This is a genomic window from Pedobacter jejuensis, from assembly GCF_003725795.1.
Lineage (GTDB): Bacteria > Bacteroidota > Bacteroidia > Sphingobacteriales > Sphingobacteriaceae > Pedobacter > Pedobacter jejuensis.
The window spans coordinates 110,263-125,748 of sequence record NZ_RBEE01000004.1; the positions used below are offsets into that span (position 1 = coordinate 110,263).

The window sequence follows — 15,486 nt, forward strand, 5'->3', positions numbered from 1 at the left end:
TTAAACAGCCAAAGCTTCAGCATTTAGACGCAAATCGGTATTGATAGATTTAATTGTTAATTCACTTCTATGATTAAAATACAAACGCATATCCGAAATAACCAGATTTATTGGTTCAAACTTTAAGACATTTTTATCGTCTGCATGAAGCAACTGCTCTATTTTTTCCCATAATGATTCGAAATAAATACTGGTGTTAAAAATATTGTTAAGAGTAGTTAACTCTACTTCAGCCCAATCAGCAACTTGTGCTAAACTTAATGCATTTGTAAGTTGTGCATCTGCATTCCAAATTTTTCTGAGCCTGTTTTTAAATTCAAACTTAAAAATTAAAGTATCCAAAGATTCTACGAGTTGCTCTTCACTTCCCAAACTCATTTCCGACCAATGTTTAAGTTGTACAGAAAACCCAAACTTCACTCTACCATCAAGTCTGCCGGAAGTATAAATGCGAACATTTGGCGAATGTCGAATCTTTGCATCAACCCTATTTAAGGCTTTTCTAAATTCTTCATCCTCTAAAAAAGGGATAACCGGCAAACGTCCGGCACGTTCGTACATTTCGCAGGTTACAGCTAAACTCGGTCCGTAACATTGAAAGTGGCGAGGCCATGGATTTGAATCGCATGGGTCTATCGATGATTCTAATCTACTTTTCAGAAAACGATAGGTTACATCTCTTAAATGATGCTTTCTGCTGACTTCAGGTGTATCTCGAGGTAAAATTCTACCACCAACAACATCAGCACCCGTTGCTATTTCCTTTAAAATATGATAAATCCAATCGGGTGCAACTTCGCTATCCGCATCAGTTGAAACAATAATTCCTTTTAAACCAGTTACGCTCATCAACCGGTCATGAGCCGCATCCATTAATAATCTTCTGGCTGTGCCAATATGTGCATGTTTTTTCTCAAACTGTATGCATTCTACATGCAAATGAAAAGTTTTATATCGCTGCTGATATTTTCTACAAATTTCATAAGTATCATCATTGCAATTATTTGCCAGCACCAAAACTTCATACAAACCAGAGTTGATAGCTATGCCCAAATCATTAAGCTGCATGCGAAGCGCATCAAGTGTTTTAACGATAAAGTCAGATTCATCTTTAGCCGGAACAATCACAGATAATTTTAATGAAGGATGTACTTTTCCCCGAAATAAAAATTTGGCTTCTTTTGGTAAACTTTGATTCATAAATGCTTCTTAATCGGATGGTTTGCTAAATAATTTACAGGATGAGAATTGATGCTGTAATTCGAACCATGTGTAATGAACTACAGTTTTACAACATCAGATTTCAATCAATTGTTTAGTTTATTTAGCTAGATAACTACTTAATTAGCAAAGCCGTTTAATACCACTCTTATTCATCTTTTTTTTGAGAAATGACAAAATAAATGGAAAATAAAACCCATTTAAAATCATAAATACGCAGCTACAGATATAAGTACTTGCTGTACGATGTGAAATACTCGGTTGTTTGTTTGGTTAAATTAGAATGTGAATCCGACCCGGGTTATCTGTTTTCATTAATCATATTTTGCAGCATTTTTAAATTGCCATGTGCATCACCCATGGTATTATTAAAATAGGTAAACACGGTTTTACCTTCATCAATCCAATCTGTAATGTAGCTGGCGTATTCGGCAAGTAATGCATCAGAATAACTGCCTTTATAATCTCCACCCGGACCGTGAAAACGTAAATAAACGAAAGGAGATTCATCTAAATGCATCGGACTAGAAGCATTGCTTTTATCATGAATAACAGAAGCCAGATTAAATTCGGTGAGCAGTTCGGTTATTTCTTCGGTGTAAAGAGATGTATGTCTAAATTCCAAAGCAATTTTCCATTCATTTGATGGATCATAGTTGCGTAATGATGCCATTAAATTTTGCAGTTGAGCAAAGTGAGCGATGCGAACACTTGGCGGAAATTGAACCAATACACAACCTTTTTTATGTGCAACATTTGCAATTACATCAAAAAATTTAGAAAGCTCTGCTTCATCGAAGTTTAAACCCGGTTGATGGGTAATGCCTTTAAAAAGTTTAAATGTAAATTTGAAATCATCAGATACTTCTGCGAACCATTTCTTTATAGTTGCAGGTTGCGGAATTTTGTAAAAAGAGCTATTAATTTCTATGCTATTTAACAAAGAACTGTAATAGCATAATCTAGAACGGTTTTGAAATTCTATCGGATAATAGGTTTTATTCGGAACAGGTAAAAGTAAACCGCTTGTACCAGAATAATAATGTGTTACAGAATTATCCATTTTATAAATTATTATTCGATAATACCGTTAACATAGGCATATCGCATCAGAACAGCCGTGTTTTTCGATCCTGTTTTATCAATCAAACTTTGTCTATGCCCTTCTACCGTTCGTTTGCTGATGAAAAGTTTATCGGCCATTTCTATATTGGTAAGACCTTGACTAATAAGCTGTAAAATTTCAATTTCTCGTGATGAAAAATCCATATTATTTACTTGCGCATTCGAAGATAACTCTCTTTCGATAACCTGATCTACAATTGGTATAACTAAGCTTGAACAAATATAACGCTCACCCATTAATAGCCTGTTTATGGCAAAGAAAAGTTCTTCAGCATCAACAGCTTTAGTTAAAAAGCCTTTTGCACCAACATTTATTGTTTGATATAAATTCGTGTAATTTTCCATCATCGACATAATAAGAACGGGAATTTTAGGATGAGATTGATTTAGTTCCTCAATCATTGCAATGCCATCCATTTCAGGCATGCCAATATCAGAAATAATTATATCAGGAATCAAACCTCTATCCAATGCATCAATAACTTCTTGTCCGTTGCTGGCTTCGAATAAAACTTGGTACTGGTTAGTTGATTCCAGTAACATTTTGACGCCGTTTCTAATCACTTTATGATCTTCGGCCAGTATAATTTGCTTCATTTATTTTCTTAAGGATGCCCACATTTATCTATAGATAAGTTGGTTAATTATTAACACCAATTATTCCAAAAGGTTTTAAATTCTGCATAATATTGGTGATATTAACTAATATCCTACTTAACAATTTTTGCTTTTAAATGTTATGTCTCCTTACTAAAAATTTCGAAAAAACATTTCCGAAAAACTTTAACTAAACCATGGCGTTATAAATTTATTCCTTCAAATAGCAAACCATCATACCTTAATTTTGAAATTGATAGTTATCCCTGGAAACCCGATATTGATTATAGGGCGCAACCTGAAAAATATAAAGTTGGTAAAGGCGAACAAGGAGTACTGATTTGCGAACCGTATAAATCGGAAATTGGACAATTTTGGCGATTTAAGACCCCTGAAATTGCTACCGAAAGCAGCAAAAAAATACTAGAAATGTTTTATAAGTATATCGAAGCTAATGATTTTGTTGGTGCAGATATGGCCAGAAAATACCTGCAAATGGGTTACACTCGAGCCAGACGATACGCCAACTACAAAGGCGGAAAGAAATATGATAAAGAGCATGATTATAAGGCGCTTGAGCGAGGTACAGGCTCAGAAGAAAAAGCAAAATCTGCTGAAATTTTCTATAAAGCGTATAAAAGCGCTGAAGCTAATCCGATTTACGCATCTATGAAAAAGGATTGGAAAAAACTAAAGGGTTGAGGTTTCAATAAATTTATCATAAAGAAAATGAGGCTGCCATAAATATGTACGACAACCTCAATCCTTTTAAAATGGTTTCAAAACCACCTTAACGCAATCTTCTTGCTTTTCATCGAATATTTTGTAGCCATGAGCTGCATCTTCTAAAGGCAACGTATGGGTAATGATATCATCCAATACAACTTTTCCTTCATCAACCAAACCGATAAGCTTATCGATATAGTTTACAACCGGTGCCTGCCCTTGTTTGATGGTGATGCCTTTATCAAACATCCTGAATAGTGGAAAATTATCGTAAGGCGAGCCATAAACTCCAACTATGGAAACGGTACCCATTCTTCTAACTGATTCAAAACACATTTCTAATACCTTCATAGAGCCTTTTTCAAAATTGAAAGTGGCTTTAACTTTATCCATTAAGCTGCGTTCAGGTTCGAAACCTACAGCATCAACACAAACATCAGCACCGCGGCCGCCAGTCATTTCTCTAATGGCCTCAACTACATCAACTTTATGAGGGTTTAAGGTTTCTACATTATTTGCCACACGGGCTTTTTCCAAACGATAATCTAGTGGGTCGATAGCAATAACCCGAGCTGCTCCATTAATCCATGCTGCTTTTTGCGCCATTAAACCAACCGGACCAGAGCCAAAGATTGCAACGGTTTCACCGCCTTTAAGCTGTGCCCAATCTATAGCCGACCAGCCAGTAGGAAAGATATCTGTAAGGAAAAGTGCCTGGTCATCGCTAAGGTGTTCGGGCACAATTCTAGGACTAACATCTGCATACGGAACCCTAACATATTGGGCTTGACCGCCAGAATAGCCACCATATAAATCGGTATAACCGAAGAGTGCACCACCTTTTTGGTCGGCAACGTTACCTGCCGGACCATAGTTTTTATAATTCGATTCTTCGCAAGCTGGAGATGCTTCGTGGGTACAAAAGAAGCATTTGCCACATGATATTGGGAAAGGAACAACTACCCTATCGCCAACTTTTAAATTTGTAATTGCCGAACCAACTTCTTCTACAATTCCCATAAATTCATGTCCCATAACCATTGGGTCTTTTTGAGGAACTGCACCACTCAAAATATGTAAATCGCTACCGCAAATTGCTGTTGAAGTAACTTTTAAAATAACGTCTCTTGGATCTAAAATTTCCGGATCCGGAACGGTGTCAACCCGGATATCGCCGGGTTTGTGAAATACTGCTGCTTTCATGTAGGTAGATTTTAATCAGGCTTTCACCCATTCAATTTTTTAGGTATAAATTTTATTGATTTGCTTAACTATCAGCATCGCTGCCCGGAGGTGTGTCAGTTTTTTTTGCATCTTTATCATCAACCTGAGGTTTTGCAAAATCTCCATTTTCATCGTAGGCCTTATCGGCATCACTTCCTGTAATATCCTCAGCCGGCACAACGCCAACTTTACCTTTCTCTTCTTCTTTTTTGTTGTTTTCCATGTTATTTTCCTTATCCTATTTCCTTAATTACAAAAGGCATAGTATTAGTCCAACATAATTTTTTGCCGATTGTTCCTTAAATTTTTTAATAGTTTTAACAGCCGTTTTTGATAGACGAAACGAGAAGAATAAGAATTTTAAGACTGTTTTAAAGAATGAAATTCGACCAATTAAAAAGTCATCTTACATAAAATCAATGGCTTAGGCATAGCAATTTATCAAATATTGATTCATCTGACACATCAGCTTATGGAACAGGTTTAAAGCTTTAAATTAGATATCGGAAGGTAAATCGTTAACCTTTCGCTGGCGATAAAAAAGAATTACTGATAGAATGGTCAGACCGCAGGCTATCCCAATTTGAGATGCAGAGGCAAATGTCATTGCCCAGCCAGAAAAGTACGATCCTAGTACATCACAAAAATTTACCATAGCCATATAAGCTGTAAATTGGGACCCTTCTATTCTCTTTCGGCAGAGCAGCATTAATACTGGCATTGCAGCAACGCTGAACATTGGGTCGGCAAAATTGAACAATAATAAACCCGTTATGCTGATTGATTTTACATACCAAAAACTTCCTAAAAGGGAAAAGGTGATTAGAAAAAGTGCGATGACTATCATCACCTTACGCTGGAGTTTTGCTGCACCAATTTTATCGGCAATGTATCCTCCAGTTAAAGTAACTGTAAGGGTTGCTATGGTTCCCCAACCGCCTTGCAAAACCGAAACGGCGTTATTTTCCCAATGTAAATTATGAATTAAATGATACGAAAAACCCCTGATAAATATGCTTAGGCAAGTATATACCAATGCAATTTGTAAAAAGGTTTTAATGCTGGTTTTCTCGGTTACTGCGCTATACAATTCGGTAAATAACCATTTTAATTTTGGATTTTCAAGAGATAGTGCATCGTTGTTTACAATTTTGGGTTTAAAAACAGGTAGGTAATTATCTGATGAATCGAGCTTAATAATGAATGTTAATAGCGTAAAAATTAGTAAAAGTGCCGACTGAGTTGCCGCTGCATAAAAAAAGCCGTAATGATTTAGAATTGTTGATAAACCCGCCGAACCCGCAGCAATTCCTAATAAATATCCGCCTCTCATAAAAGCATTTACACGTCCCCTTTCTTCTTCAGGCACTATAGAAATGGCAATGGCATCTACACTTGCATCCTGAACGCTCGCAAAATTACTATGGATGAAAAAGAGGATTGATAAAAGAGAAATTTGTTTAACCGGATCTCTTACCATAAGCAAACCCAATGATGCAATAAACGCCAAGATTTGAGTTAGTACAACCCAATGTTTACGATGACCAATAACGGAGAATTGATACCTATCTATTATGGGTCCCCAGATAAATTGCAACACCCAGGGCAAACCAACAATAGCGATAAATGAACCAACAGAATAGGATGATAAACCCTTGCCAGCCAAATAATTTGCCACAGCCGTAAGTGCAAAACCCGAAGGTATGCCCTGCATAATATACAAGTAGAAGAAACTAAAATACCTTAAGGTTTTACTTTCTTTTAATACGGGAAGGTTTCTTAACAATTTAGGATGATGAAATTAGTGTCCAGTGCAAAAAAATGGATATAAACTCAACAGCAATTTTAAAGGATTGTTCAGCAGGTTCTTAAATTTATTTTATTTCTATTGAAGTCTTTGTGAATGAAGATTAAACTGTCGAATACGAATTATCTGATTCAGGAAAATCAATTGCAGATGTTATGGATAAGATGATCGAATGGGGCATAGAACATAGATTGTCTGTGCTAAAAGTTCACATCCAAGTGAGAATTACCAACAGCCTCAAATTTTTGTGAAGATTTTTTGATTTCAACAAAATACATTTTCCGGCTAAATCGCCAGAACCTAAATTTATACTATGTATGGGATTTTTTTTACAGTTTATTAAAGACTATATTTAAACATACTGTCACTGAATAGATTATTGTTTATAGTTACTTGGAATATAGATTTATGAAAAAGAAATTTACTATTGAGCATTTTCAACAGTCACTCATTGTAGCCACACTTTGCTCTTTAATATTTTTTTTATTTGAATCAAGCAAAAACATAAATTGGGTACTGATGGCAATCATGTTTGTAATTTTTTTCTTCATCATCTTTTTCTTCAGAAGTTTTTACAGTTATTTTTCAGAAGCGCAGCATAAGATTATAAAACGAAAAAATAAGTTTAATTAAGCTAATAATTTTGTCCTCTGATAATTATTCCACAAGATAAATTCAACCAATTTCCATTCCCCTGATAGTATCTTGAATATTATATTTTTTCTACTCAAGAAGTGCTTATATTACCGACGCTTAATAAGCGACCTGTCGCAACTATGAAATTTATGTAATATCAAAAAAAAGCAAAATACTTTTATATTTAGCAATCTTACCTGCCTCCTGATGCAAAATCATAAGATTTTAAAAGCCAAAAAAACCGACTATGATTTGCTTATAATTCTTTGGGAAGCTTCGGTAAATGCAACCCATCATTTTCTAACCCAGAAGGATATACAGCAATATAAACTGCTAATCTATGAGTATTACTTTCAACAGCTCGAAATCTTTTTTGTTAAAAGAGAAGGGAATATTGCCGGATTTATAGGTTTAAAAAAAGATTTTATTCAGATGCTATTTTTTGCGCCAGGCGAAATGAGAAAAGGAATTGGGAATGCACTAATTGAATATGCTATCAAGCATCGAAATGCAAAATCTATTGATGTTAATGAGCAAAACATTAACGCCATACGTTTTTATAAAAAAATGGGATTTGAAATTACAGGCAGAACAGAAACTGATGCGGTAGGAAAACCATACCCAGTTATCTCAATGAAGCTTAATAGTTCATTAAAATGAAGGTATTGAGGTCATATCCTATCCAATTAATTCTGGTTTTTTATTGGTCCTTTTTGTAGGAAAGATGCTGAAATGAATTCAGCATGACGTGTCGTACAAGCAATACAGCGATAAAACAGCAAGATATTAAGTTTAAGAATCGAACTAAGGTTACAAAGACTTCTCGGCTACGCTCGAAATGACGCCTTGTATTCCTGTCATCTCGATTGGAGCGCAGCGGAACAGAGAGATCTTTGACCAATAGTTTTGCTAATTGTAAACTTTAGTTCGATTATTAATATTTCTTTACATTATTATTAAGCTGCTTTTCTCTAGTTAACGTCACCCTGAATTTATTTCAGGGTCTTCTTTGCTGAAAAGGAGTTGAAATAAATTCAGCAAGAAGTGTCTTACAAGCAATACGACGATAAATAGCAAAATAGTAAGTTTAAGAGTCGAATTCAGGTTACAAAGATTTCTCGGCTACGCTCGAAATGACGCCGTGTATTCCCGTCATCTCGATTGGAGCGCAGCGGAACAGAGAGATCTTTGACCAATAGTTTTGCTAATTGTAAACTTGAGTTCGATTATTAATATTTCTTTACATTATTATCAAGCTGCTTTTCTCTAGTTAACGTCACCCTGAATTTATTTCAGGGTCTTATTTGCGGGAACGATGCTGAAATAAATTCAGCATGACGTGTCATACAAGCGATACGGCAACAAATAGCAAAATAGTGATTTTAAGAATCGAACTTACGCTATCAAGATTGCCACAGAAACACAGAAATCACGGAATAGAGCGTTTGTAATGATAAAAAGTATTCGAAAAGCTGTTTTTCTTAGTTTACGTCACCCTGAATTTATTTCAGGGTCTTATTTGCGGAAAGATGCTGAAATGAATTCAGCATGACGTGTCGTACAAGCAATACAGCGATAAAACAGCAAGATATTAAGTTTAAGAATCGAACTAAGGTTACAAAGATTGCCACAGAAATCATGGAATAGAGCGTTTGTAATGATGAAAAGTTTCAAAGGTGTTCGAAAACCTATTTTCATTAGTTTACGTCACCCTAAATTTATCTCAGGGTCCTATTTGCGGGAACGATGCTGAAATAAATTCAGCAAGATGTGTCATACAAGCAATACGGCGATAAAATAGCAAAATATTAAGTTTAAGAATCTAACTAAGGTTTAAAGAAAAAACGAGATGCTTTTGCTAGGCATTTGCTCCAGTGCAAGCATCTCGCTTTTAATAAAATAATGTATCAGAAAATCCGGTTAAGATTTGGCTTTTGCAATATCAATCATCATGGTTAATTCATCAACAGCAGCTTCATTACTTCCATCAAAACCGGTAAGTTTAAACCTTACATCGCCATTTCCATCTATCACAAATTTAGCTGGGATACCAGCAACATTATAGCTGCTTACAACTTTATTCTTTTTAGTTTGTGCATCCTTAATATCCATTAAAACTTCGAAATTGTACTTTGCACCGGCTATAAATGCCTTCGCATCTTCGGTAGGATTGGCTACGTTTTCCCAGGTATGGATAAATAAAAACTTAACGTTAGAATCGTCTTTATATTTATTTACTGCCATTTGCATCGCCGGGAATGATGCCTTACACGGACCACACCAGGTAGCCCAAAAATCTAAAATCACGATTTTGCCTTTATAATCTGCCAGCGAAACCTGTTTGCCATCTAAATCAGTTAAAGTAAAACCTGCAGCTGGCTCCTTTACCATATCTTTTGTTAATTTTTTACTTAATGCTTCAAGGTAACTTTTTCTGATGGCGGAGGCATAAGCATCAAAACCTGCATCACTGCCTTTAACTGTAATGTACAGGTTTTTAAAATCTTCTGCCATTTTCGGGTTTGCTTTTCCGGCCTTAACAACTTCCTCCAGTTTATCATAAGCTTCTTGATTTCTATTCAAACCCATTAAAATTTGAGCGTAACGATAATTTAACTGCGGATTTAAAGTTGTACTTTTTTGATAAGCCATTTCCGAATATTTTAAAGCTTCGGTAAATTTTTTCCTTTCGAATAAAATATTGGCATAAGTGCTCGTTAAACCAGGATAGCCCGATGCCGAAAATTTAGCATAGTTTTCATTTCCTTTTTTACCATCCAAATATGAAAATGCATTATCCATTGCCATTTTAGCGTACATTTCTGCGTTAGCCAAATCACCATTTTTGTAAAAAGCAGTAGTTAAGCCCGAGTATGCGTTTCCTTTCCAAAAGTCAACTTCAAGCATTTTGGCATAAGCATTGGCTTTTGCAACATTTTTCTCTGCTGCAAATTTATTGGCTATCATAGAACGCACATAATCATAATCCAAACGATCTGGCACTTCTTTATTTTCATAATTTTCTGGTGGAAACTTTTTAATCCAAGCCTTATAAGCTGCCTCTGCCTCTGCAGCAGTTTTCAGTTCATAAAAACCTTTCGACGCTTCTCCCCTGGCCTGAGTACCTAAAGGAAAACGCGTTGGTAATTCTTTATACAACTTTTCAGATTGCTTCGTATCACCAATTTTATAATAATAATTTGCAGCTGTTAGAACAGATTTTTCTGTCTTCGCGGCAGATAAACTTGCCAATTTGCTTCTCAAAATTTGTTTATCGGCAGAATCTTTAGACAAAACCAATTTATCCAGATACTTAATTGTGGTATCGGCAGATGGCTTGCTTTGGGCGTTTGCTACATTCCCTATTGCAATAAGCAACAGTAATGCATAGGTTGATTTTATTAATTTCATAATACGTTCTTTGTTGGTTTATAAAGTTACAGGCTTAATTATAGCCGGGGTTTTGGGTTAAATTATTGTTCAAAACGATTTGAGCTAATGGTATTGGATACAATTGCGCAGTTGTTTTATAAGTAGATTTTAGTGGCCCTAAAACCGCATCAGCAGTACCAGTTCTTTTCAAATCGAACCATCGGTTTGCAAATTCTCCAAACAACTCTAGCTTTCTTTCTTTGGCAATTGCACTAAGCAGTGTTGCTGGTGTTGTAGCATTTGTATTCGCCAATCCGGCCCTGGTTCGAATGACGTTTAAATCACTTTGTGAGCCTGTTACATTAGTTTGTTGCGCTCTGGCTTCTGCTCTTATCAAATACATCTCTCCTAGGCGAAAAAGTACAGTATATTCATTACCCAACGTAGCAGCCGTTGCCGTTTGAACTTTATATTTATTAATTCTGTAGTATTTTACGGCATTAAAGGTTGTAGAATCTACCCAACTGGCTTTGCGACCATCATTTAATTCAAAATCCTTCGTAAAATTATTATACAATACATATTGTGGCGGCGCTACATTATTCGCCGAGCTTGTGGTACGATATGTTGTAAAACTAGAAGTGCCAAAAAGCGTAGAGAGTTGTAAAATGGTTTCCGGACTCGTATTTATGAAAGTATTTGCAACTGTTGCCATACTGTACGTACCAGAACCAATTACCTTCGTTGCCTCTACTTCAGCATTAACATAATCTTTGTTATATAAGTAAACCTTTGCCAATAAGGCTGTTGCTGCCCATTTATTTGCCCTAACTTTTAATGCCGCTGTACCTACATAGTTGGTTGGCAAAAGGTTTTGAGCATCTTTTAAATCAGCTAAAATTTGCGCATAGGTTTCTGTAACAGATGCTCTTGGTTTAAAAGCATTATTTAATTCTACAACATCCGAACTGATTGGCACACCTCCAAAATAATTCACCATATTGAAATACATCAATGCCCGAAAAAATTTAGCCTCACCAGTTAATTGATTTTTGGCATTGGCAGAAACGCCTGAAGATTTATTTACGCCATCAATAATCAAATTACATTCTCTAATCACCTGATACGGATAATCCCATAGGTAAGATGAGGATACTGAAGTGTTTGAGGGGATTGTATTTTGAGAAAACTGAATCAATTCAGAATTGGAGGTTGTATTTTGCAACTCATCTGCCGAAAGGCCGCCAAGCCAGCTAACATATTGAAGCGAATTAACGGTAGGATAGTAAGAATACAATGAAAGTGTAGCACTCGTTGCGGAAGCATCTGTAGCAAAAGCATTTTCCCGCGAAATTAGGTTTGTTGCCAAATCAGCTTCAACAAATTTCTTACAACAAGTAAAGGATAAAGCAACTAAAGAAAGTAGCATAATCCTTTTAAAAAATATATAATTTATTTTCATGATTTTGATGAATTAAAATGAACAGTTTAAACCAAAAACAATTGTACGCACTTGTGGCGCTGCGATATACTGACCTGTACCCAATGCCGAGCCAGTGCCCGGAACGGTAGATTCAGGATCGTAAGTATATTTTTGTTTAGCCCACGTGTACAGGTTTTGCCCCTGCACATATACTGTTAAATTGGATAATTTTAGTTTGCTGATAACCGATTTTGGTAAGGCATAATTTAAGCTTACGGTTTTTAATTTCAGGTAAGATGCATCACCCCAATTCACATCTGATGATGTTAAATTGCCATAAGATGGATCGTTCACTGTTGATGCAGCCGGGAAAAGTGCGGTATCGCCTACTGCTCCCCATCTATCAAGCAATGCTGTACTTAAATTGCTGTAATTTATGCCAGCAGGACTAGAACTTAACGTAGAATTTAAAATCCCGTAACGGTGATTATATTGAAACATAAAATCAAGAGATAAACCTTTATAGCTAATGCTGTTGTTTATCCCACCAAAATATGGATGACCGTAATACCCAATATATCTATCGCCGGCGAAACTGATAACGCCGTCACCATTTAAATCTTTATAAGTTGGTAATCCTGTAGCCGGATTTACGCCAGTATAATTATAAAACCTCCTGATATCGGTTGGTTCACCTACGACATAAGTACTTGCATAAAAAGTGTTAGCCAGGTTATCAAACTCCAAAAGCTTATTTCTCATTATGGTTAAGTTGATATTGGTTGTCCACCTAAAATCGCCATTAGCAACATTTATAGTATTTAACTCAAACTCAAAACCCTTATTTTGTACGGTAGCATCCAGATTTGCGGTATAACCAGTGCTTCCCGTTTGCGATGCAATTGTAATGGTGTTTAGCAAATCAGAAACGCGGTTGCGGAAATAATCTGCTTTTAAGAAAATCCTATCGTTAAAAAAGCCAAGCTCTAATGCGATATCCAATTTTTTATTAGTTTCCCATTTTAAATCCGGGTTTTGGATGTTTGAAGGTATAATGGCAGTAGAACCATCATAATTAGAACTTGAACCCGAAGTAGCATACAAACCTAGATATTGATAGTTCGGGATTTGGTCGTTACCTGTTACACCATAACTTGCCCTTAATTTACCGAAGCTTAAAAACGATAAATCTTTCATGAAATCTTCCTGCGTAAATATCCATGAGGCACCAACAGCACCAAAATTACCAAACTTGTTATTGTCGCCAAAACGAGATGAACCATCTCTTCTAAAGGTTCCATCAACAATATATTTGCCTTTCCAATTGTAATTCAGGCGACCAAAAAAAGCATTGTACTTATAAATACTGCTTGCATTTGCAGAAGTTGTAACGGCCGATGCGCCGGTTAATGAGTACAGCAATCCTTCGTTATTGTAACCGGTGCCTAACAAAGAAATGCCTGTTGCATTAGTTTTTTGAAAAGTTGTTCCAAGCAAAGCTTCTAAATTTCCTTCACCAAGTTTTACATTGTAAACGGCTTGTGGTTCGATTATATAATTATCGTTGTTATTATCTGCGTAGCGCAATGTACTCACCTGTGAGGTGGCAGGATTTTGTGAACTCGCAGGATTTATTTGTTGCTGTTTTAACCGTGTTGTGGTGTAACCTAAATTTGCTCTAAGCGTTAAATTCTCCAAAACTTTGTAGGAAAGGTTTAGGTTGGAAAACAGATTTGTAGTTTCTGAATCTGTTTGCTTTGGGTTATATGATAGTGGACTGGTTGATGTCCAGTTTACGGTTCCGTTTGCATTATACAGCGGGTAGTTTGGCGCTAAAGCATAAATCGTACTTAAATCTGTATTGGGCAATAAGTTTTTCATGTAGGCATAATTTACAGAAGCATCGATGCTGAATTTACCATCTAAACTTTTGTGCCCGGCATTTAACCTGCTAGAGAATGTTGTAGCTCCAAAGTCGTTTCCATAAATGGTTCCTTGCTTGCGATAAGTTGATGAAAACAGAAATGAATTCTGTGCGTTTCCACCCGAAACCGAGCCGGTTAAATTGGTTGTATGTGCGGTATTACCGATAAAATATTTCTGCCAATCTGTATATGCATTTTGGTCCCAGCTTACCAAATCCAATGCATTTGCAGTAGTTGGTGTAACGCCCGACCTTGCAAAAGCCGCTCTCCGGGTAGCCAGATATTCTTGCGTATTCATCATCGGTATATAATTGGCCACATCAGATACGCCTGTATTTAAATTAAAGTTGTAGCTAGTTTTGCCTTTACTGCCTTTTTTAGTGGTAATTAATACCACACCATTCGAACCACGTGAACCATAAATTGCAGTTGCATCTGCGTCTTTTAAAATATCAATACGCTCTATATCTTCTGGTGCAATAACACTAAAAGGGCTTACTGCTCCATTAGCAGCCGAAAAGCTATTCGAATTCAGGTTGTCAGAAGCAGGCTGAGTACCGTTAAATAAAGTAAATGGTACACCATCAATTACATACAATGGAATAAAACCAGCACCAGAAAGACCTGTATAAGCACCACGAATGTTCATTCTGACACCGGCACCTGGTAAGCCATTATCTTGCGTAATTTGAACACCAGAGATTCTTCCTTGTAAAGCTAACAATGGATTTTCGATGGTTTGCTTACCGATTTCCGCAGCTGTAATAGAACTTACAGCACCTGTATTATTTCGTTTTGTGGTTGTTCCGTAGCCAATTACCTGAACCTGATCTAACGAGGAAGCAGACATATTAAGTTTAATATCTAATAAACTCGCTACTCCACTTTGCAGTATGCCCTGGGTAATTTTGAGTTCTTTAGTTTCATATCCAATGTATGAAATTACCAAAACATCATTAGCCTCCAAATCGAGCACAAAACTACCCGTTGAACCAGTTATAGCATATTTCTTACTTCCTTTAACTGCTACAGTTGCACCAACCAATGGATTGTTGTTTTCATCAACCACCCTTCCATTAAATCGCGAAGCGGAAAATACGGATGTAATTTTATCTAAAAATGAAGGCTCTTCTTTTTTAATTAGGATGGTATTTTGTTCGATGGTATAGGTAAGTGACTTATCTTTTAATAGAGTTTTTAATACCTGTTCTAGTGGTGTAGCTTTAAAATTTACCGTAATTTTTGCATCATCATTTAAAATATTGGTTGCGTACAATACCCTATACTGAGTTTGTTGTTCAATTGCTTTAAATAGATTATCAACCGTAACATTTTTGCCTGAAAAAGTTAGTTTTTGGGCGAAACTGCTGGCACTAGCATGTATGATAATGGTCATCATAATCATAACGGTGAGTTTCATAATTAAAAAG

At 36.1% G+C, this 15,486-nt stretch carries 11 protein-coding genes and 1 pseudogene; 3 read left to right on the plus strand and 9 right to left on the minus strand.

The features are described from left to right. The 3 genes from D7004_RS03080 to D7004_RS03090 all read right to left on the minus strand — a co-directional run bounded on the left by D7004_RS03080 (position 1) and on the right by D7004_RS03090 (position 2,943). Positions 1-1,200 (minus strand): glycosyltransferase, encoded by a 1,200-nt coding sequence (locus D7004_RS03080; RefSeq protein ID WP_123204408.1) that lies wholly within the window; start codon positions 1,198-1,200, stop codon positions 1-3. A 322-nt stretch (positions 1,201-1,522) separates the two neighbouring features. Beyond that, positions 1,523-2,284: a DUF72 domain-containing protein gene (locus tag D7004_RS03085; protein ID WP_123204409.1), complete on the minus strand. Its 762-nt coding sequence runs from the start codon at positions 2,282-2,284 to the stop codon at positions 1,523-1,525. 11 nt (positions 2,285-2,295) lie between these two features. Further along, the gene (locus D7004_RS03090; RefSeq protein WP_123204410.1) at positions 2,296-2,943 is read right to left on the minus strand and encodes a response regulator transcription factor; all 648 of its coding nucleotides are present in this window, start codon (positions 2,941-2,943) and stop codon (positions 2,296-2,298) included. 279 nt (positions 2,944-3,222) lie between these two features. Here D7004_RS03090 and D7004_RS03095 point away from each other — a divergent pair, with 279 nt between their 5' ends. Then, a complete protein-coding gene (locus D7004_RS03095; RefSeq protein ID WP_279634722.1) occupies positions 3,223-3,645 on the plus strand; it encodes a DUF4385 domain-containing protein in 423 nt (140 codons plus the stop codon). Positions 3,646-3,711: 66 nt separating this feature from the next. Here the strand turns inward: D7004_RS03095 and D7004_RS03100 are convergent, their stop codons facing one another. The 3 genes from D7004_RS03100 to D7004_RS03110 form a co-directional block, all read right to left on the minus strand. Then, positions 3,712-4,872: a zinc-dependent alcohol dehydrogenase gene (locus D7004_RS03100; protein ID WP_123204412.1), complete on the minus strand. Its 1,161-nt coding sequence runs from the start codon at positions 4,870-4,872 to the stop codon at positions 3,712-3,714. Positions 4,873-4,936: 64 nt separating this feature from the next. After that, a complete protein-coding gene (locus tag D7004_RS03105) occupies positions 4,937-5,116 on the minus strand; it encodes a hypothetical protein (protein ID WP_123204413.1) in 180 nt (59 codons plus the stop codon). Positions 5,117-5,389: 273 nt separating this feature from the next. Next, a complete protein-coding gene (locus D7004_RS03110) occupies positions 5,390-6,679 on the minus strand; it encodes an MFS transporter (protein WP_341867662.1) in 1,290 nt (429 codons plus the stop codon). A 143-nt stretch (positions 6,680-6,822) separates the two neighbouring features. On the opposite strand from D7004_RS03110, the pseudogene D7004_RS21215 reads away from it, so the two are divergent. Next, positions 6,823-6,951, plus strand: a pseudogene (locus D7004_RS21215) (hypothetical protein); the annotation flags it as partial. A gap of 592 nt (positions 6,952-7,543) precedes the next feature. Then, positions 7,544-7,996: a GNAT family N-acetyltransferase gene (locus D7004_RS03120; RefSeq protein WP_123204415.1), complete on the plus strand. Its 453-nt coding sequence runs from the start codon at positions 7,544-7,546 to the stop codon at positions 7,994-7,996. 1,260 nt (positions 7,997-9,256) lie between these two features. Here D7004_RS03120 and D7004_RS03125 read toward each other — a convergent pair. The 3 genes from D7004_RS03125 to D7004_RS03135 are packed head-to-tail and all read right to left on the minus strand — an operon-like array spanning position 9,257 to position 15,476. Next, positions 9,257-10,747 carry a redoxin domain-containing protein gene (locus tag D7004_RS03125; protein WP_123204416.1) on the minus strand — a complete coding sequence of 497 codons (1,491 nt, stop codon included), beginning with the start codon at positions 10,745-10,747 and terminating at the stop codon, positions 9,257-9,259. A gap of 34 nt (positions 10,748-10,781) precedes the next feature. After that, positions 10,782-12,170: a RagB/SusD family nutrient uptake outer membrane protein gene (locus D7004_RS03130; RefSeq protein WP_123204417.1), complete on the minus strand. Its 1,389-nt coding sequence runs from the start codon at positions 12,168-12,170 to the stop codon at positions 10,782-10,784. A 12-nt stretch (positions 12,171-12,182) separates the two neighbouring features. Then, positions 12,183-15,476 carry a SusC/RagA family TonB-linked outer membrane protein gene (locus tag D7004_RS03135; RefSeq protein WP_167459385.1) on the minus strand — a complete coding sequence of 1,098 codons (3,294 nt, stop codon included), beginning with the start codon at positions 15,474-15,476 and terminating at the stop codon, positions 12,183-12,185. Positions 15,477-15,486 lie beyond the last annotated feature (10 nt).